Origin of the sequence: Streptomyces spinoverrucosus (assembly GCF_006539505.1) — a bacterium.
Classification (GTDB): domain Bacteria; phylum Actinomycetota; class Actinomycetes; order Streptomycetales; family Streptomycetaceae; genus Streptomyces; species Streptomyces spinoverrucosus.
Map to the genome: position 1 here is coordinate 146,744 of NZ_BJND01000007.1, position 18,906 is coordinate 165,649.

Genomic DNA, 18,906 nt, shown 5'->3' on the forward strand with positions numbered 1-18,906 from the left:
TACTGGCACACGCGCCCCAGCCCGCTGCCGTGCGGAGCCCGCGTCACCCGGTGCGGCCCGCCACCAGCCACTTCGACGGCAGCTCGATCGGGGTGCCGTCCGGACCGGACTCCGTGGTCGTCAGCGGCAGCTCGCCGCTCGCCAGCACGGTGAGGCCCGCCGCGGTCAGGAACTCGGGCACCGCGGCGTCGGCGACCTCGCCGGGCGCGATGCCGTGCCGGAAGACCGGGGCGAGCTTGGCGGGCGGGCCGTCCGGGCTCTGCGCCAGGCCGCGCAGGACGAGCCCGGCGGCCTCCGCGAGCTCGACGAGGAAGACCCGGCCGCGCTCGCCGACCAGTGTCGCGATCCCGTCCACCAGAGGCTGCCGGTCGGCGGGCTCGCACTGGTGCAGTACGCCGCGCATGTACACGTTGGCGTCGCCGAGCTGCGCGTGCAGGGCCTCCGTCTCGGTCTTGTCGGCGGCGTCCAGCACGCGGTACGTCGCCTGTCCCGCCGGGTCCGCCTGCTCGGCGTGCGCGAGCGCCGCCGCGGCCAGGTCGGCGCCGAGGACGCGCGGGAAGTGACCGGCGAGGAAACGGGTCTGGGTGCCGTTGCCGCAGCCCAGGTCGACCATGGGCAGCCCGGGGTCGGCCAGGTGCGGCTCGAACAGGGCGACATGCCGTCCGGCGGTCAGCGCGGGCTCGGCGTCCCAGAACACGGAGCCCTGCTCGCCGGGCGCCTCGCGCCAGAACCCCTCCCAGGCCTCCCGGTACCGACTCGTCACGCTCATGGCCAACTCCCCAGGTCCGACGCCGTTCCCGCCACAGGTGACGGGCCAGTACGGTCTATCGCGTTCCGTGGCGCGGTCACAAGCAACACGGCGCACACACCGCGCATTCCTTCACGGCTCGTTCGACCGGCGTACGCCGCCCCGGCCGGGCGAATCAGCGGCGCGGCAGCGTGAGTTCGAACCAGACGGTCTTGCCCGCCCCGGTACGGCTGGCGCCCCACTCGCGCGCCAAGGTGCTCACCACACGCAGTCCGCGCCCGCTCTCGTCGCCGGGCCCGGCGCTGAGCAGCGTCGGCAGGTCGTGATCGTCGTCGTCCACCTCGCACAGCAGGGTGTCGCCACGCACGAGGCGCAGTTCGACCGGCCCGCGGTGGGAGTGCCGTACGGCGTTGGTGACCAGCTCACTGACCATCAGCTCGGCATTGTCGGCCAGCTTCACCAGACCCCACTCGTGCAGCTGCTCGCGGACCACGGCGCGGGCCCGGCCCACCTCGGCCGCATCGCGGGTGAACCGCCATTCGGCGACGTCGTCGGGCTCAATGCCGTTGAGGCGGGCCATCAGCAGGGCCACGTCGTCCTTGCGGCCGCCGCGGGGGTTGAGGGCGCGGATGATCGTGTCGCAGGCGTCGTCCATGGACGCGGCCGGGTGAGCGGCCGACTCGCACAGCGTGGCCAGTCCGACGCCGATGTCCTCGCCGCGCACCTCGACCAGCCCGTCGGTGCACATCACCAGCCGGTCACCGGGCTCCACGCGCACGCGTACCGCCTCGAACGGCACCCCGCCGACGCCGATCGGCGCACCCGTGGGCAGGTCGAGCAGGTCGCTGCGCCCGTCCTCGGCACGGACCAGCACCGGCGGAATGTGGCCCGCGTTGGCGATGCGCAGTTCGCTCGCGATCGGGTCGTACACGGCGTACAGACAGGTCGCGAGGTAGGTGTCGCCGAGCCGCTGGGCGAGGTCGTCGAGGTTGCGCAGCAGCTGGGCGGGCGGCAGGTCGAGCGCGCCCATGGTCTGTACGGCCGTACGCAACTGGCCCATCATGGCGGCCGAGTTGAGGCCGTGACCCATGACGTCGCCGACGACGAACGCGGTGCGCGCGCCAGGCAGCTTCACCGAGTCGAACCAGTCGCCGCCGACCCGCCCGAGCAGGGTGCCGGGCAGATAGCGGGTGGCGATGTCGCAGCCCGCCATGCGCGGCGGGATGTGCGGCAGCATGCTGTCCTGGAGGGTCTCGGCGACGCTCTCCTGGAAGGTGTACATGCGCGCGTTGTCGAGCACGAGACCTGCGCGGGCGGCGAGTTCGGCGCCGGTGACGCGGTCCATGTCGTTGAATTCGACGCGCTCCGGATGCCGCAGCAGGACCATGAAGCCGAGCACCACATTGCGCGCCTTCAGCGGTACGACGAGCATGCTGCGGCCCGTGATCAGCGGCCGGATGTCCCGCTTCTCGAACTGCGAGGCGATGGCATGGCCCATCTGCTCGCTGATCCGGGGCACGAGGACGGGTTCGCCGGTGGTCATGCACTGGAAGAACGGCGTGTGCGCCGGGAACGGCATGGCCTCGCCGACCGGGACGACGTCGTCCCAGCGGCCGGGTTCGTCGGTGTGCTCGACGGCCACCCGGTGCCACATGGTGGTGGTGTCCGGCACACCGTCCGGGAAGCCCTCACCGGCGACGACCTGTTCGCGCAGATAGGTGCCGGCGACATCGGTGAAGCGCGGTACGACCGCCTTGCTGACCTCGACGATCGTCCGCGCCAGATCGAGCGAGGTGCCGATCTTCCCGCTGACCTCGTTGAGGAACTCGAGACGCTCCCGTACGGCCGCGTACTCGAGGTCCTCGCCCTCGTCCTGGAGTTCCTCCGGTACGGGCTCACCGGCGGCCCTGGCCTGGACGAGCCGCTCGCGCCGTGCCTTGCGCTCGGCACGCCGGGGCACACCCCAGTCGGGGGTGACCGGCACGCGGTCGTTCTGGCTGAACTCCAGGATGGGGTAGCCCAGTTCGAGGACCTGCCCGACGATCCGGGCGCTCTCCTCGACGCTCATGCTGGGAAGGATCTCGGGGAGCCTGCGGGCCAGTTCTTCGGCGCCGGGGAAGTCGGTGTGCAGGGCGAAGGCGGGCGCGATCCGCTCGACGGCCGGGTCATCGCCCGTCCGGTGCAGGCGCAGCGCGGCCGCGTCGGCGGCGAGCACCAGCAGCCGCTGACCGCCGGGACCCACCAGCGGGTACGCCCACCACAGCACGTCGACCCGGCCGCCGTCGAGCACGGTGATGCGGGCGCTGCCCGCCGCCGGGTAGGACAGCCCACCGTCGATGGAGGCCCCGAGGTCCGGGCCGAGACCGTCGTGCGTCCCGTAGGGCCCGTACGGCGAGTCCTCCTGGTCCGCGGGCAGCGCACCGGAGACGGGCAGCAGGTCGCTCACCGGGCGTCCTATCGCGGACTCCTTGGCGGTGCCGAACAACCGCCGCGCGCCGGTGCTCCAGTGGGAGACCAGGCCCTCACGGTCCACCACGACCACGGCCAGCGGGACACGTCCCGCCGGCGCACCGCTCCCGGCCAGGTGGCTGTGAGGTGCTTCCCGGTCGGCGCCACGCTCCATGGCCCAGGCCCTCTCTCCCCACGACTGTGCAAGATCTGTGCCCCGGGTCACCACCGTACGGGGCTGCCCGTACGCGATGTGCGGCAATGAGGGAATTGCTGCCCCCGGGCGCGCGGGCGCACGGTTGCGCGCCCCCCGGCAGGGCTCAGTCCTCGTGGCCCAGCAGGAGGTCCCGTTCGGTGCGCCTCCCGCCCGCCACTTGGAGCACGGTGGCCACGGGCGGATACCCGGCGGCGATGACGGTGTACTCGCCGGAGGACAGGTCGACGAACCGGAACGTGCCGTCGGGCCCGGTGGTGAGGGTGTCGACGACGTTGCCTGCCGCGTCCAGCAGGGTCACCCGGGCGTCCTCCACGGGCCGTCCGCCGCCGGCCCGGACCGTGCCGCGCAGCACGGCTCCGCCGGCGAGTTCGATGTCCTGCCGGGTCTCGCGGGCGGCCTGGACGGTGACGGGGAGGGCGGTGGGGCGGAACGCGGGCGCGCTGGCGGCGAGGGTGTACTCACCGGCCACCAGTTCGGTGATGACGTAGCCGCCCTCGCGTCCGCTGCGGGTACTGGCGACGACCTCGCCGTGCACGTTGGTGAGGGTGACCGTGGCGTCCCGTACGGGCGTGCCGTCGGCGGTGCGGACGCTCCCGGCGAGGCGTCCGGCGCCGCCCAGGACGACGTCCAGTTCGACGGGGCGCTCGCCGACGGTCACGGAGACGGCCTGCGGCTGGTGGCCGCCCGCGGCCGCGATCAGGACGTAGGAGCCGGAGCCGGGCGTGGCCAGCGCGTAGCGCCCGTCGTCGCCGCTGGCGCCCCGCCCGATCTGCTGTCCGGCGACGTCGATGAGGGTGAGCGCCGCGCGCGGGACGACGGTCCCGTCGGGGTGCTGCACCGTGCCGCAGACGGCGATTCCGGCGGCGTACGGCGAACGGGCCTGCGGGATCGGGGCGTTCACCGGCGCGGTGTCCGTCTCGGGGATGTGCTGGGTCACCAGGGGTTTCTCCTTGAGGAAGAACGACAGGACCAGGCCGACGGCGAGCACGGGCACGAGGTACAGGAAGATCCTCGGCATGGCGTCGGCGTAGGCCTGGACGTAGCCGTCGCGCAGCGCCGGCGGCAGTGCGTGGACGGCCTGCGGGGTGATGGACTCGGCGTCGGGCAGGGCGGCACCCGCGCGCGCGGGGAGCTGCTCGGCGAGGGCGTCGGTGAGCCGGTCGGCGAAGAGGGTGCCGAAGACGGCGGCGCCGACGCTGCCGCCGATCTGCCGGAAGTAGTTGTTGGCGCTGGTGGCGGTGCCGAGGTCGGCGGGGCGCACGGAGTTCTGCACGGCGAGGATCAGCACCGGCATCACCATGCCGATCCCGGCGCCGAGGACGGCCATCCAGAGGCTGTAGTGCAGCCGGGGTGTGTCGGCTTCGAGCCGGGAGAGCAGCCACATGCCGGCGACGGAGAGGGCGCTGCCGAGGATCGGGTGGGCCTTGTAGCGGCCGGTGGCGCTGATGAGTTGCCCGGAGATGATCGACGCGCCGACGATGCCGCCCATCATCGGCAGCATCAGCAGACCGGACTCGGTGGCACTGGCCCCGTCCACCATCTGCAGAAAGGTCGGCAGATAGCTGGCGGCGCCGAACAGCGCGACGCCGACCACCAGGCCCACCAGGCCGGTGACGTTGAAGACGGAGTCGCGGAACAGCCTGAGCGGGATGAGGGGTTCGGCGGCGAAGTGCTCGGCGACGAGGAACAGCACGGTGGCGGCCACGGCCGCGGCGGCCAGGCCGAGGATGACGCGGGAACTCCAGGCGTACTCGGTGCCGCCCCAACTGGTCAGCAGCACCAGGCAGGTGGAGGCCACGGTGAGCAGCAGCGCGCCGAGGATGTCGAGCCGGGGCTTGACCTCGGGTTTGGGGAGTTTGAGGACGACGGCGACGACGGCCATGGTGACCAGGCCGAAGGGCACGTTGATGTAGAAGCACCAGCGCCAGGTGAGGTGGTCGGTGAAGTAGCCGCCGAGCAGCGGTCCGGCGACGGAGGCGAGGCCGAAGGCGGCACCGATCAGCCCCATGAACTTGCCGCGCTGCCGGGGCGGCACGATGTCCGCGATGATCGCCTGGACGCCGATCATGAGCCCGCCAGCGCCGACGCCCTGCACCGCGCGGAAGGCGATCAGCTGGTCCATGGTCTGGGCGCGGCCCGCGAGGGCGGAGCCGACGACGAAGACGACGATGGCGAACTGGAAGACGCTCTTGCGGCCGAGCAGGTCGCCCAGTTTGCCGTAGATCGGCAGTCCGACGGTGGCCGTGAGCAGATAGGCGGTGATCGCCCAGGACATCTTGTCCAGGCCGTGCAGTTCGCCGACGATCTTCGGCAGCGCGGTGGCGACGATCATCTGCTCCAGGGCGGCGAGGAGCAGGGCGAGCATCAGCCCGAAGAAGACCAACCGCACGCGGCGCGGGCCGAGTTCGACGGTCTGGGTGGGCGGTGGCGCCGGGAGCCGCGGGGGCGCCGCCGCGACCGGTTCGTCCTTTACCAGAGTGGTCCCGCCCACGTAACGCTCCCCTCGTCGCGCTGCTGCACAATTCCCGCGTAAAAGCGACAACCATCAACAAGCGCGACGAGTTACGGCATCATGCCGCCCGGCGCGGAGGTCCACTCGAACCGGTGAGAGACCAACAGCCTTTCGAAACGGGCCTCTTGGGTCACCCCGTGCGCTACTTCTCCACCTCGGCGGCGAGCTTGGCCAGGATCGCGTCGTAGATCCGGCCGAGCCCCTTGGGCGCGAAGGTCTTCTCGAAGAAGCCGCCGATACCACCGGCACCGGTCCAGGTGGTGGTCACCACGACCCGGGACTTGCCCTCGCCGGCCGGGGTGACCCGCCAGGTGGTGACCATGGAGGAGTTGCGGTCCTTCTCGACCAGCTCGCCGTCGGTCGGCTCGGTGACCTCCAGGAGGCAGTCGCGGACGCGCTTGCTGGTGGCCTGCAGCTTCCAGTGGACGAGGGTGCCCTCGCCGTCGCCACCCTCGCGCACCTCGTACTCGCTGAAGTGCTCGGGCAGCAGCGTCGCGCGTGTGCCGCTGTAGTCGGCGAGGGTGTCGAACACCTTCTCCGGGTCCGCCGCGACGACCCGTTCCGTAGTGGCCTCGACCTGCGCCATTGAGTTCCTCCAGCACCTGAGTTCTCGGGGTTGGGGCAAGCCAACCACCCCGGTCCCCGGCCGCCAAATCGGGGGCTCGGAAGTGATCGATCGGGTTTCGTTCACGCGATCGGAGGTGACGCTCGCACGATCATGGGAACACATGTTCTATTGTGGGGCCAGTGCTACCGAGGAGGCCTCATGCGCTGGGAGAACCTCACCCTGGGATCCGGCGACAGCCCGGCCGACGCCGCGTTGTTCGGCGCGGACGCGGTGATCACTCGTACCTTCGACACCCCCGAGTTCGCCGGCATCACGTTCCACGAGGTGCGGGCCCGATCGATCATCAACCGGGTGCCGGGGGCCTCCCGCATGCCCTTCGAGTGGACGGTGAACCCCTATCGGGGCTGCACGCACGCGTGCGTGTACTGCTTCGCCCGCAAGACCCACAGCTATCTGGACCTCGACACCGGTCTCGGCTTCGACTCCCAGATCGTGGTGAAGGTCAACGCACCGGACCTGCTGCGCCGCCAGCTCGGCTCGCGCCGCTGGCAGGGCGAGCACATCGCGATGGGCACCAACGTCGACTGTTACCAGCGCGCCGAGGGCCGCTACCGGCTGATGCCGGGCATCCTGGCCGCCCTGCGCGACCATGCGAACCCCTTCTCGATCCTGACCAAGGGCACGCTGATCCTGCGCGACCTGGAGCTGCTGACGCAGGCGGCCCAGGTGACGGACGTCGGCATCTCGGTCTCGGTCGGCTTCACCGACCCCCAGCTGTGGCGCACCGTGGAGCCGGGCACGCCCGCGCCGGAGCGGCGCCTGGACGTCGTACGGACGCTCGGCGAGCACGGCATCGGCTGCGGGGTGCTGATGGCGCCGGTGATCCCGTTCCTGAGCGACCACCCGGCCCAACTGCGGGACACCGTGCGGGCGATCGCGGCCTCCGGGGCCACCTCCGTCACCCCGCTGGTGCTGCATCTACGTCCGGGGGCGCGCGAGTGGTTCATGGCCTGGCTCGGCCGTGAGCACCCGCACCTGGTGGGCCGCTACGAGCGGCTGTACGCCGACGGCGCCTACGCCCCGAAGTGGTACCAGCGCCGGATCACCCGTCAGGTGCACGAGCTGGCCCAGGAGTACGGCATCGGCCCCACGCGCGCGGGGATGCCCCGCCGGATCCGGGAGCCGGAGCCTGCCCCACCGGCGATGCCCGAGCAGACCCAACTGTCGCTGATCTGAGAGCGTTCGAGCGCACCTCGCGACCCAATCGGGTCAAGAACTGGCAGAACGCATTCCTCAGGGGGCTCTTTCCGGGACGATGCGGCGAGGACCGCGGGACTCGCGGTCCGCGACCCTCCGTCCTGGGAGGACCCCATGAAGAAACGTGCAGCCGCGCTGTGCGGCGCCGCCCTCGTGGTGGCCGGGACGTTCACGGCCGTCCCCGCTCAGGCGAGCACCCCGCACCTCGCGAAGCCGACCTGGAAGAAGTGCGGCACCGCCGACTATCCGACACTCCAGTGCGCGTCCGTGCAGGTACCGCTCGACCACGCGAAACCCGACGGGCGGAAGATCACCCTCGCCCTGTCCCGCGTCCCGCACACCGCGAAGGAGTACCAGGGCCCGCTGCTGGTCAACCCCGGCGGCCCCGGCGGCAGCGGTCTGACTCTCGCCGGGTTCGTCGCCGCCACGCTGCCCAAGGCGGTGGCGGCCCAGTACGACGTCATCGGCTTCGACCCGCGCGGCGTCGGCGCGAGCAAGCCGGCACTGAACTGCGATCCCGGCTACGTCAACCCCGTACGCCCCGACTCCCTGCCGTCCACCCCGGCCGTCGAGCAGGCCAACCTCACGCGCGCGAAGACCTTCGCCGAGGCCTGCGGCAAGAAGTACGCGCGCGAGCTGCCGCACCTCAACACACTGAGCGCCGCGCAGGACATCGACTGGATCCGGCGCGCCCTCGGCGCACCGCGGATCAACTACTTCGGCTACTCGTACGGCACCTACCTCGGCGCGGTCTACGCCAAGCTGCACCCGGACCGGGTGCGGCGCATGGTCCTCGACTCGGTCGTCGACCCCACCGGCGTCTGGTACGACAACAACCTCGCGCAGGACCACGCCTTCAACGACCGGCACCGGGCCTTCATGGCGTGGGTCGCGAAGCACGACGCGACGTACCGGTTGGGAAGCGCCCCGGAGATGGTCGAGGCCAAGTGGTACGCGATGCGGGCGGCCCTGGCGAAGCGGCCCGCGGACGGCACGGTGGGCGCGGCCGAGCTGGAGGACACCTTCCTGCCCGGCGGCTACTACAACGGCTACTGGCCGTACCTCGCCGAGGCGTTCGCCGCCTACGTCAACGACAAGGACCCCGCCCCGCTGGTCGAGGCGTACGAGAACTTCGGTGCGGTCGACGCCGCCGGGGAGAACGGCTACAGCATCTACACCTCGGTGCAGTGCCGGGACACCGGCTGGCCGCGTGACTGGCGGCAGTGGCGCAAGGACAACTGGGCGGCGCACGCCGAGGCGCCGTTCATGACCTGGAACAACGCCTGGTACAACGCGCCGTGCGCGTTCTGGCCGACCAGCTCGCTGCGGCCGGTGAACGTGGCCAACGGCAAGTTGCCGCCGGTCCTGCTGTTCCAGGCGACGCACGACGCGGCCACGCCGTACCAGGGCGGAGCGACGCTCCACCGGCTGCTGCGCGGCTCCAGCCTGGTGGTCGAGGAGAACGGCGGCAACCACGGCATCACCCTGAGCGGCAACGCCTGCCTGGACCAGCACCTGGCGGCCTACCTCACCGACGGCACGGTGCCGCGCGGTCACGGCGAGGCCGACGCGGTGTGCGCGGCGCTGCCCGACCCGAAGCCGCTGACCGCGAAGGTGGCCGGGGACTCGCGGGGTGCGACGCTGCACGGGCTGCTGGGCTTCCGTGGCTGACCGTGAGGTGACGGCCCGTCGGGGGCGTTGTCAGACCCATGGTCCACCATGGACGCATGAGTCAGCCGACCAGGATCCCCGCCCCCGACGGGGTCGCCGCCGCCGCGCAGTACGCGCACGTCGTCATGGGCACCGGCCGCCTCGTCGCCGTCGCCGGGCAGCTCCCGCTCGACGAGCGCGGCGAGCTGGTCGGCGCGGGCGACCCGGCCGCCCAGGCCCGCCAGGTCTTCGAGAACCTGCGCCGCTGCCTGGCGGCGGCCGACGCCACGTTCGACGACGTCGTCAAGCTCACCTACTTCGTCACGGACATGGCCCACATGCCCGCGATCCGTGCGGCCCGTGCCGAGCACATACCCGACGACCGTCTCCCGGCCGCCTCGGCCGTGCAGGTCGCCGGGCTGGTCCGCCCCGAGTTCCTGATGGAGATCGAGGCGTTCGCGGTGGTGGCCGCATGACCGGGCCGCACATCCGGGAGCTGGCCCTCGCCGACTGCGACCGGGTGGCCGAAATCCGCGTCGGCGGCTGGCGGACCGCGTACCGGGGGCTGATGCCGCAGCCCTACCTCGACGCACTGAGCGTCCCGGAGGACGCCGCACGCCACCGCGCCCGCTTCGGGCAGGGCGACGGCAGCGTGGTGAACCTGGTCGCCGAGCGGGACGGCGAGGTCGTCGGATGGGCCTGCCACGGCCCCTACCGGGACGGCGAAGTGCGCACGGCCGACGCCGAGTTGTACGCGATCTACGTGGCCCCCGAGCGGTACGGCGAGGGCATCGGGCAGGCCCTGCTGAAGGAGTCGATACGCCGCTGCCGGGCCGCCGGTCACCCGCGCATGCTGCTGTGGGTCCTGAGGGACAACGCCCCCGCGCGGCGCTTCTACGAACGGGCGGGCTTCGCGGCGGACGGGGCGGAGGAGCCGTTCGAGGTGGAGGGGGTGGAGGTGCCGGAGGTGCGGTACGCACGGGAGTTGAGGGACGCCGGGGAGGGCATCCAGCACTGACGTACCTCCCTCGCCCCGCCGCTGCCCCTCACCCCGGCCGCTGTCCAGGAATCCGCCCCAGTGCCGCCACCGCGGCCTCCGCCAGGGCCGGATGGGCGAGGGCCTCGTTCAGTACCGGCCCGGCCCGGGTGTCCCCCAGCTCCCCCAGCCCCTCCACGCACGCGAGGGCCACGCGGCGGTACGGGTCGTGTGGGCGGAGGCGGCGTTGCAGTGTCGTGATCAGGGCGGGGACGGACTCCGGGGCCCGGAGCTCGACGAGCAGACGGACGGGGTGGAGGGCATAAGCCACCCGCAGTTCGTTCGTCGCGAGCGCGGCCGCCGCGCGGGCGGTGCGTGGGTCGCCGAGCCGGGCGAGCGCGTGGGCGGCGGAGGCGCAGCGCGGTGGATCGCGGTGGTTGAGCAGGAGGACGAGGGATTCGAAGGCCCGCCGGTCACCGGCGAGGCCCAGCCGGAACGCGGCCAACTCCCTGGCCCACAGCGGCTGCCCGGGCGCGGTGAGCACTCCGGCCAGTTCGTCGTGATCCTCGGTCGCCACCAGCCGCTCGTACTCCGCGGAACCCCGGGACTCCCGCCGTAAGCGCTCCGTGAGCGATCGCAACTCTTCGTCCATGACGCGAGCGTACAAACGATCTCGGCCCGAGGGACCTACATCACAAAGACAAAGGACTGGCGCGCTCGTTACCCGCGGGTTAAGCTCAGACGAGCGAGTTACCCGCTCGCATTCCTGCTCGCGACGGCCTGGTGACGCAGCCGTTGTGAGAGCAGTCGGTTCGGTACACCAGGTACCGCAGTACGACTCGGCCACGGGACAGGGCCGGTCGGTCATCACCGTTCCTCGGACGTGTGCACGTCCGCCGCGACGGCACCGGGCGTGTGCGCTTGCAGCCCGGCATCACCCGCACTCCTCACGCACCCGGTGCGCCCCCTGGCGCACCCGGGCGCGTTTCCAGTCGTCACCCTCAATTCCAGGAGTCCCGCGATGGCCACTCCCCTGTCCGACAGCCCTCTGTCCCCGCTCAAGACCATTGCCGTCGTCGGCCTCGGCACCATGGGCACCGGCATCGCCGAAGTCCTGGCCAAGGCAGGCCGCGAGGTCGTCGGCATCGACATCAGCGAGGCCCAGGCGGTGCGCTGCGTCGCCACCCTGGAGTCCTCCACCGCCCGCGCCGTCGAGCGCGGCCGCCTCACCGAGGAGGAGCGCGCGGAGGCACTCGCCCGCGTCCGCACCTCCACCGACCTGCGGGCGGCGGCCGACGCCGACCTGGTGATCGAGGTGGCGCCGGAGTCGTACGAGCTCAAGCAGCAGATCTTCCGCGAACTGGACGGCATCGTGCGCCCGGAGACGATCCTGGCGACCGGCACCAACGCCCTGTCCGTCACGCGGCTGGCCGCCGACTCGGCCCGCCCGGAGCGCGTGCTGGGCCTGCACTTCTTCAACCCGGCGCCCGCGATGCGGCTGGTCGAGGTGGTCTCCTCGGTGCTCACCGCGCCGCAGGCCGTCGCCGCGGTCACGGACCTCGCGATCCAGCTGGGCAAGGAGCCCGTGGCGGTCGGCGACCGGCCCGGATTCGTCGCCGACGGGCTGCTGTTCGGCTACCTCAACCAGGCCGCCGCGATGTACGAGGCGAAGTACGCCTCCCGCGAGGACATCGACGCCGCGATGCGGCTCGGCTGCGGTCTGCCCATGGGCCCGCTCGCCCTGCTCGACCTGATCGGCATCGACACCGCGCGCACCGTCCTGGACGCCATGTACGCCGCGTCGCACGACCGGCTGCACGCCCCCGCGCCGATCCTGAAGCAGCTCAGCGAGGCGGGCCTGACGGGGCGCAAGTCGGGCCGCGGCTTCTACACCTACGAGGCTCCGGGCAGCGCCACCGTCGTCCGGGACGCCCAGACCCCGCTGTCCGGTGACCTTCAGGTCCCCGGCCGCCCGGTCCGCTCGGTCGGTGTCGCGGGCTCCGGCACCATGGCGTCCGGCATCGCCGAGGTGTTCGCCAAGGCCGGGTACGACGTCGTGCTCGCCGCCCGCAGCGAGGAGAAGGCGCAGGCCGCCAAGGCCCGGATCGGCAAGTCGCTGTCGCGCTCCGTCGACAAGGGCCGGCTGACCGCCGAGGCGGCGGCGCAGACGCTGGACCGGATCACCCCGGCGGGCTCGTACGACGCCTTCGCCGACGTCGATCTGGCGGTCGAGGCGGTCGCCGAGGACCTGGAGATCAAGCGGCAGCTGTTCGCGGCGCTGGACAAGGTGTGCAAGCCGGGCGCGGTGCTGGCCACGACCACCTCGTCACTGCCGGTCGTCGCCTGTGCCCGCGCCACCTCGCGTCCTCAGGACGTGATCGGGATGCACTTCTTCAACCCGGCGCCGGCGATGAAGCTGGTCGAGGTCGTCCGCACGGTGCTGACCGCCGACGACGTCCACGCCACGGTCCGCGAGGTCTGCGGCAAGATCAGGAAGCATGCCGTCGACTGCGGCGACCGGGCGGGATTCATCGTCAACGCCCTGCTCTTCCCGTACCTGAACAACGCGATCAAGATGGTCCAGGACCACTACGCGTCCCTCGACGACATCGACGCCGCGATGAAGCTGGGCGGCGGCTACCCGATGGGCCCCTTCGAGCTGCTGGACGTGGTCGGTCTGGACGTCTCGCTGGCCATCGAGAAGGTCCTGCACCGCGAGTTCCGCGACCCGGGCCTGGCCCCGGCGCCGCTTCTGGAGCACCTGGTGGCCGCGGGCTGCCTCGGCCGCAAGACGGGCCGCGGCTTCCGCGAATATGCCCGGCGCTGACCGGCCGGGCGACTGGTTCAGGGCAGGTGCGGAGTGGGGCGGACTGCTCGACCCCGCTGGTTCTCCCCCGCCCGTCAGGGGCGGGGGAAACCCCCGACCTGCGCATCGAGCTGCGCACATGCAGTACGTTCGGGGCATGCCCCAGCCCGCCAAGTCCTCACGTACATCAGCCGCACCCGACGCGCCGGAGAGCGCCGCGGGCAGTCGCGCCGCCGCCCAACGGCTCAAAATGCGCCGGGAACTGGCGGCCGCGGCCATGGAGCTGTTCGCGACCAAGGGCTACGAGGCGACCACCGTCGACGAGATCGCGGCCCAGGCCGGGGTCGCCCGCCGCACCTTCTTCCGCCACTTCCGCTCCAAGGAAGAGGCGATCTTCCCCGACCACGACGACACCCTGATCCGGGCCGAGGCGGTGCTGAACGCGGCACCCGCACACGAGCACCCGCTCGACACGGTGTGCCGCGGGATCAAGGAAGTCATGAAGATGTACGCGGCCCGGCCGGAGATCTCGGTCGCCCGCTACAAGCTCACCCGTGAGGTGCCCACCCTGCGCGAGGCCGAGATCGCCTCGGTGGCCCGCTACGAGCGCCTGTTCACCCGCTATCTGCTCGGCCACTTCGACGAGCACGCGCACGACGACGACGCCAACGACGACCCGCTGCTCGCCGAGGTCGCCGCCTCCGCCGTCGTCACCGCCCACAACCACGTGCTGCGGCGCTGGTTGCGCGCGGGCGGCCAGGGGGACGTGGAGGCGCAGCTGGACCACGCCTTCGCGATCGTGCGCAAGACGTTCGGGGCGGGCATCGGGATAGGGCGTTCCGCGGCGCCGAAGCCGGCCCCCGCGTCGGTCTCCACGCGGGGCGAGGTGCTGGTGACGGTCGCCCGCACGGATGTCCCGCTGGACGAGGTCATGCGCACCATCGAGGAGGCGCTCAAGGACCGCTGAGCGCCGCCGCACCTTGTGAGAACGGCCACCCGCCCGGGTGGCCGTTTTGGCATGTCAGAGCCCTTTTTCGACGCCTTCTGAGACGGCATTCGATCGATCATCGCTCATTTGTTACGTAAAGATTTCATCTGAGAGCAAGTTCTGGCACTCAGTGCCTTGTCAGCTGACACGCGGTGTCATACGTTGAAGGAGTCCGGGCGGCCGGCGTGCAGCGACCTTTCGTACGCCGGCTGTCCCCGCAAGCCAATGGCCTGCGCGCCCGGACGCCTGCGTCACAGGCAACCTCCCGCGCCACAAAGCGCTGCCGAACCAAGCACCACCCGCCGAACCGACGGCAACCCTCATCCCTCAGCAGCACCGACGTAACCCTCAGCGCCCTCCCCTCAAGGACGCTCACCGCCGGAGGCAACACCGTGACCGTGAAGGACATCCTCGACGCGATCCAGTCGCCCGACTCCACGCCGGCCGACTTCGCCGCTCTGCCGCTCCCCGAGTCGTACCGCGCGATCACCGTGCACAAGGACGAGACGGAGATGTTCGCGGGCCTCGCGACCCGCGACAAGGACCCCCGCAAGTCGATCCACCTGGACGAGGTGCCGGTGCCGGAACTCGGCCCCGGCGAGGCCCTGGTGGCCGTCATGGCCTCCTCGGTGAACTACAACTCGGTGTGGACCTCGATCTTCGAGCCGCTGTCCACCTTCGGGTTCCTGGAGCGCTACGGCAGGCTCAGCGAGCTCACCAAGCGCCACGACCTGCCGTACCACATCATCGGCTCCGACCTCGCGGGCGTCGTCCTGCGCACCGGCCCGGGCGTCAACTCCTGGAAGCCCGGCGACGAGGTCGTCGCGCACTGCCTGTCGGTCGAGCTGGAGTCCAGCGACGGCCACAACGACACCATGCTCGACCCCGAGCAGCGCATCTGGGGCTTCGAGACCAACTTCGGCGGCCTCGCCGAGATCGCGCTGGTGAAGTCCAACCAGCTGATGCCCAAGCCCGCCCACCTGTCGTGGGAGGAGGCCGCCGCACCGGGCCTGGTCAACTCCACCGCGTACCGCCAGCTGGTCTCCCGCAACGGCGCCCAGATGAAGCAGGGCGACAACGTCCTCATCTGGGGCGCGAGCGGCGGACTCGGCTCCTACGCCACGCAGTTCGCGCTCGCGGGCGGGGCGACCCCCATCTGTGTCGTCTCCAGCGAGCAGAAGGCCGATATCTGCCGGAAGATGGGCGCCGAGCTGATCATCGACCGCACCGCCGAGGACTACAAGTTCTGGAAGGACGAGCACACCCAGGACCCCAAGGAGTGGAAGCGGTTCGGCAAGCGCATCCGTGAGCTGACCGGTGGCGAGGACGTCGACATCGTCTTCGAGCACCCGGGCCGCGAGACGTTCGGCGCCAGCGTGTACGTCACCCGCAAGGGCGGCACCATCGTCACCTGCGCCTCCACCTCCGGATACGACCACCAGTACGACAACCGCTACCTGTGGATGTCCCTGAAGCGGATCATCGGCTCCCACTTCGCCAACTACCGCGAGGCCTGGGAGGCCAACCGCCTCATCGCCAAGGGCAAGATCCACCCGACCCTGTCGAAGGTCTACCCGCTGGAGCAGACCGGCCAGGCCGCCCACGACGTCCACCGCAACGCCCACCAGGGCAAGGTCGGTGTGCTGTGCCTGGCGCCCGAGGAGGGTCTCGGTGTGCGCGACCACGAGATGCGCGCCCAGCACCTCGACGCCATCAACCGCTTCCGGAACATCTGAGGAGCGGTGCATGACTGAGCGTCAGAAGGACCGGCCGTGGCTCATGCGCACCTACGCCGGTCACTCCACGGCCGAGGCGTCCAACGAGTTGTACCGGCGCAACCTCGCCAAGGGTCAGACGGGTCTGTCGGTGGCGTTCGACCTGCCGACGCAGACCGGCTACGACTCCGACCACATCCTCGCCCGCGGCGAGGTCGGCCGGGTCGGCGTGCCGATCGGGCACCTCGGTGACATGCGCCGGCTGTTCCAGGACATCCCCCTGGAGCAGATGAACACCTCGATGACCATCAATGCCACGGCCATGTGGCTGCTGGCGCTCTACCAGGTCGTCGCGGAGGAGCAGGGCGCGGACATCACCAAGCTCCAGGGCACGACGCAGAACGACATCGTCAAGGAGTACCTCTCGCGCGGGACGCATGTGTTCCCGCCGGGGCCCTCACTCCGGCTGACGACGGACATGATCGCGTACACGGTCAACAACATCCCGAAGTGGAACCCGATCAACATCTGCAGCTACCACCTGCAGGAGGCGGGCGCCACTCCGGTTCAGGAGATCGCGTACGCGATGTCCACCGCGATCGCCGTGCTCGACGCGGTGTTCGCCTCCGGCCAGGTTCCCGAGGACCGCAAGGGCGATGTCGTCGCCCGCATCTCGTTCTTCGTCAACGCGGGTGTCCGGTTCATCGAGGAGATGTGCAAGATGCGGGCGTTCGGCCGCATCTGGGACAAGGTCACACGCGAGCGGTACGGCATCGAGAACCCCAAGCACCGCCGCTTCCGCTACGGCGTCCAGGTCAACTCCCTCGGCCTGACCGAGGCGCAGCCGGAGAACAACGTCCAGCGGATCGTCCTCGAAATGCTGGCCGTGACCCTCTCGAAGGACGCACGCGCGCGTGCCGTGCAGCTGCCCGCCTGGAACGAGGCGCTGGGCCTGCCGCGCCCCTGGGACCAGCAGTGGTCCCTGCGCATCCAGCAGGTGCTCGCGCACGAGAGCGACCTGCTGGAGTACGACGACATCTTCGAGGGCTCGAAGGTGATCGAGGCGAAGGTGAGCGAACTCGTCGAGGAGTCCCTCGCCGAGATCGACCGCATCCAGGAGATGGGCGGCGCGATGGCCGCCGTCGAGTCCGGCTACCTCAAGTCGCAGCTGGTCGCCTCGCACGCCGAGCGCCGGGCGCGGATCGAGTCCGGCGACGAGAAGATCGTCGGCGTCAACATCTTCGAGACGACCGAGCCGAACCCGCTGACCGCCGACCTGGACACCGCGATCCAGACGGTCGACCCGGCGGTCGAGGCCCGGGTCATCGCCTCGCTGCAGAACTGGCGCGACACCCGCTACCAGCCGCCCTTCAACCACCCCCGCCCCTGCAAGGCGCTGGACCGGCTGAAGGAGGCCGCCAAGGGCACCGGCAACCTCATGGAGGCCACCCTGGAGTGCGCCCGCGCCGGGGTCACGACCGGCGAGTGGGCGGGGGCCCTGCGCGAGGTGTTCGGCGAGTTCCGCGCGCCGACGGGCGTGTCGTCGGCGCCGGTGGCCGTCCCCGCCGAGGAGGGCAGCGCCATGTCCCAGGTGCGCCGCAAGGTCGAGGTGACGGCCCAGGACCTCGGCGTCGGCAAGCTGCGCTTCCTGGTCGGCAAGCCGGGCCTGGACGGGCACTCCAACGGCGCCGAACAGATCGCCGTCCGTGCGCGTGACGCCGGCTTCGAGGTCGTCTACCAGGGCATCCGGCTGACGCCCGAGCAGATCGTGGACGCCGCCCTCGCCGAGGACGTGCACGCGGTCGGCCTGTCGATCCTCTCCGGCTCGCACGCCCAGCTGGTCCCGGACGTACTGGACCGGCTGCGCGAGGCCGGTGCGACCGACATCCCGGTGATCGCCGGCGGGATCATCCCGAACGGCGACGCCGAGCAGCTCAGGGCCGCCGGAGTGGCCGCGGTCTTCACCCCGAAGGACTTCGACATCACCGGGATCATCGGCCGTATCGTCGACGAGATCCGCACAGCGAACAAGCTCGACCCCCTGGAGGTCCCCGCATGACCACGGTCAACCGCCTTCGTCCCCGGCGTTCCTGCCTGGCGGTACCGGGCTCGAACCCCCGCTTCCTGGAGAAGGCGCAGGGCCTCCCGGCCGACCAGGTCTTCCTGGACCTGGAGGACGCGTGCGCGCCGCTCGCCAAGCCGGAGGCGCGGCACACCATCGTCAAGTTCCTCAACGAGGGCGACTGGACGGGCAAGACGAGGGTCGTGCGCGTCAACGACTGGACGACCGAGTGGACGTATCGAGATGTCGTCACGGTCGTCGAGGGTGCGGGCCCGAACCTGGACTGCATCATGCTGCCGAAGGTCCAGGACGCCCAGCAGATCGTCGCTCTGGACCTGCTCCTGACCCAGATCGAGAAGACCATGGGCTTCGAGGTCGGCCGGATCGGCATCGAGGCGCAGATCGAGAACGCGCAGGGCCTGAACAACGTCAACGAGATCGCGCAGGCCTCGCCACGCATCGAGACGATCATCTTCGGCCCGGCCGACTTCATGGCGTCGATCAACATGAAGTCGCTGGTCGTGGGCGAGCAGCCGCCCGGCTACCCGGCGGACGCCTACCACTACATCCTGATGAAGATCCTGATGGCCGCCCGCGCCAACAACCTCCAGGCGATCGACGGCCCCTACCTCCAGATCCGCAACATCGACGGCTACCGCGAGGTCGCGCAGCGCGCCGCGGCGCTCGGCTTCGACGGCAAGTGGGTGCTGCACCCGGGCCAGGTCGAGGCGTCCAACGAGATCTTCTCGCCCTCGCAGGAGGACTACGACCACGCCGAGCTGATCCTGGACGCGTACGACTACTACACGTCCGAGGCGGGCGGCAAGAAGGGCTCCGCGATGCTCGGCGACGAGATGATCGACGAGGCCAGCCGCAAGATGGCGCTGGTCATCGCGGGCAAGGGACGCGCCGCCGGCATGCAGCGCACCAGCCAGTTCGAGATTCCGGAGGCGTGAGCG

The 18,906-nt window shown here is 70.9% G+C and carries 14 protein-coding genes; 9 read left to right on the forward strand and 5 right to left on the reverse strand.

Annotation, left to right across the window (positions count from 1 at the left end):
• Positions 1 to 43: 43 nt before the first annotated feature.
• The 4 genes from SSP24_RS05105 to SSP24_RS05120 form a co-directional block, all read right to left on the reverse strand.
• A complete protein-coding gene (locus SSP24_RS05105) occupies positions 44 to 769 on the reverse strand; it encodes a methyltransferase domain-containing protein (RefSeq protein WP_141307562.1) in 726 nt (241 codons plus the stop codon).
• Positions 770 to 923: 154 nt separating this feature from the next.
• Positions 924 to 3,371 carry an ATP-binding SpoIIE family protein phosphatase gene (locus SSP24_RS05110; RefSeq protein WP_167529514.1) on the reverse strand — a complete coding sequence of 816 codons (2,448 nt, stop codon included), beginning with the start codon at positions 3,369 to 3,371 and terminating at the stop codon, positions 924 to 926.
• Positions 3,372 to 3,516: 145 nt separating this feature from the next.
• The gene (locus tag SSP24_RS05115; protein ID WP_141307563.1) at positions 3,517 to 5,904 is read right to left on the reverse strand and encodes an MFS transporter; all 2,388 of its coding nucleotides are present in this window, start codon (positions 5,902 to 5,904) and stop codon (positions 3,517 to 3,519) included.
• A gap of 163 nt (positions 5,905 to 6,067) precedes the next feature.
• A complete protein-coding gene (locus SSP24_RS05120) occupies positions 6,068 to 6,511 on the reverse strand; it encodes an SRPBCC family protein (protein ID WP_141307564.1) in 444 nt (147 codons plus the stop codon).
• A 180-nt stretch (positions 6,512 to 6,691) separates the two neighbouring features.
• On the opposite strand from SSP24_RS05120, the gene SSP24_RS05125 reads away from it, so the two are divergent.
• From SSP24_RS05125 to SSP24_RS05140, 4 genes are all read left to right on the forward strand, one after another.
• The gene (locus SSP24_RS05125; RefSeq protein ID WP_141307565.1) at positions 6,692 to 7,729 is read left to right on the forward strand and encodes an Rv2578c family radical SAM protein; all 1,038 of its coding nucleotides are present in this window, start codon (positions 6,692 to 6,694) and stop codon (positions 7,727 to 7,729) included.
• Between the two features lie 135 nt (positions 7,730 to 7,864).
• Positions 7,865 to 9,421 carry an alpha/beta hydrolase gene (locus SSP24_RS05130; protein ID WP_141307566.1) on the forward strand — a complete coding sequence of 519 codons (1,557 nt, stop codon included), beginning with the start codon at positions 7,865 to 7,867 and terminating at the stop codon, positions 9,419 to 9,421.
• A gap of 56 nt (positions 9,422 to 9,477) precedes the next feature.
• Complete coding sequence (locus tag SSP24_RS05135; protein WP_141307567.1) at positions 9,478 to 9,876, forward strand: RidA family protein; 399 nt, start codon at positions 9,478 to 9,480, stop codon at positions 9,874 to 9,876.
• Positions 9,873 to 10,418: a GNAT family N-acetyltransferase gene (locus SSP24_RS05140; RefSeq protein ID WP_141307568.1), complete on the forward strand. Its 546-nt coding sequence runs from the start codon at positions 9,873 to 9,875 to the stop codon at positions 10,416 to 10,418. Before SSP24_RS05135 ends, SSP24_RS05140 begins: the two co-directional genes overlap by 4 nt.
• A 28-nt stretch (positions 10,419 to 10,446) precedes the next feature.
• Here the strand turns inward: SSP24_RS05140 and SSP24_RS05145 are convergent, their stop codons facing one another.
• A complete protein-coding gene (locus SSP24_RS05145; protein WP_141307569.1) occupies positions 10,447 to 11,028 on the reverse strand; it encodes an adenylosuccinate lyase in 582 nt (193 codons plus the stop codon).
• A gap of 369 nt (positions 11,029 to 11,397) precedes the next feature.
• Here SSP24_RS05145 and SSP24_RS05150 point away from each other — a divergent pair, with 369 nt between their 5' ends.
• From SSP24_RS05150 to SSP24_RS05170, 5 genes are all read left to right on the forward strand, one after another.
• A complete protein-coding gene (locus SSP24_RS05150) occupies positions 11,398 to 13,203 on the forward strand; it encodes a 3-hydroxyacyl-CoA dehydrogenase family protein (protein WP_141307570.1) in 1,806 nt (601 codons plus the stop codon).
• 136 nt (positions 13,204 to 13,339) lie between these two features.
• Entirely contained in the window at positions 13,340 to 14,149 is an 810-nt protein-coding gene (locus SSP24_RS05155) for a TetR family transcriptional regulator (protein WP_229864768.1), read from the forward strand.
• A 419-nt stretch (positions 14,150 to 14,568) separates the two neighbouring features.
• Positions 14,569 to 15,906 carry a crotonyl-CoA carboxylase/reductase gene (gene ccrA / locus SSP24_RS05160; protein WP_174864604.1) on the forward strand — a complete coding sequence of 446 codons (1,338 nt, stop codon included), beginning with the start codon at positions 14,569 to 14,571 and terminating at the stop codon, positions 15,904 to 15,906.
• 10 nt (positions 15,907 to 15,916) lie between these two features.
• Positions 15,917 to 17,944 carry an ethylmalonyl-CoA mutase gene (locus SSP24_RS05165; RefSeq protein ID WP_141307573.1) on the forward strand — a complete coding sequence of 676 codons (2,028 nt, stop codon included), beginning with the start codon at positions 15,917 to 15,919 and terminating at the stop codon, positions 17,942 to 17,944.
• Positions 17,941 to 18,903: an HpcH/HpaI aldolase/citrate lyase family protein gene (locus SSP24_RS05170; RefSeq protein ID WP_141307574.1), complete on the forward strand. Its 963-nt coding sequence runs from the start codon at positions 17,941 to 17,943 to the stop codon at positions 18,901 to 18,903. The genes SSP24_RS05165 and SSP24_RS05170 overlap by 4 nt, the downstream gene beginning before the upstream one ends.
• Positions 18,904 to 18,906: the final 3 nt, after the last annotated feature.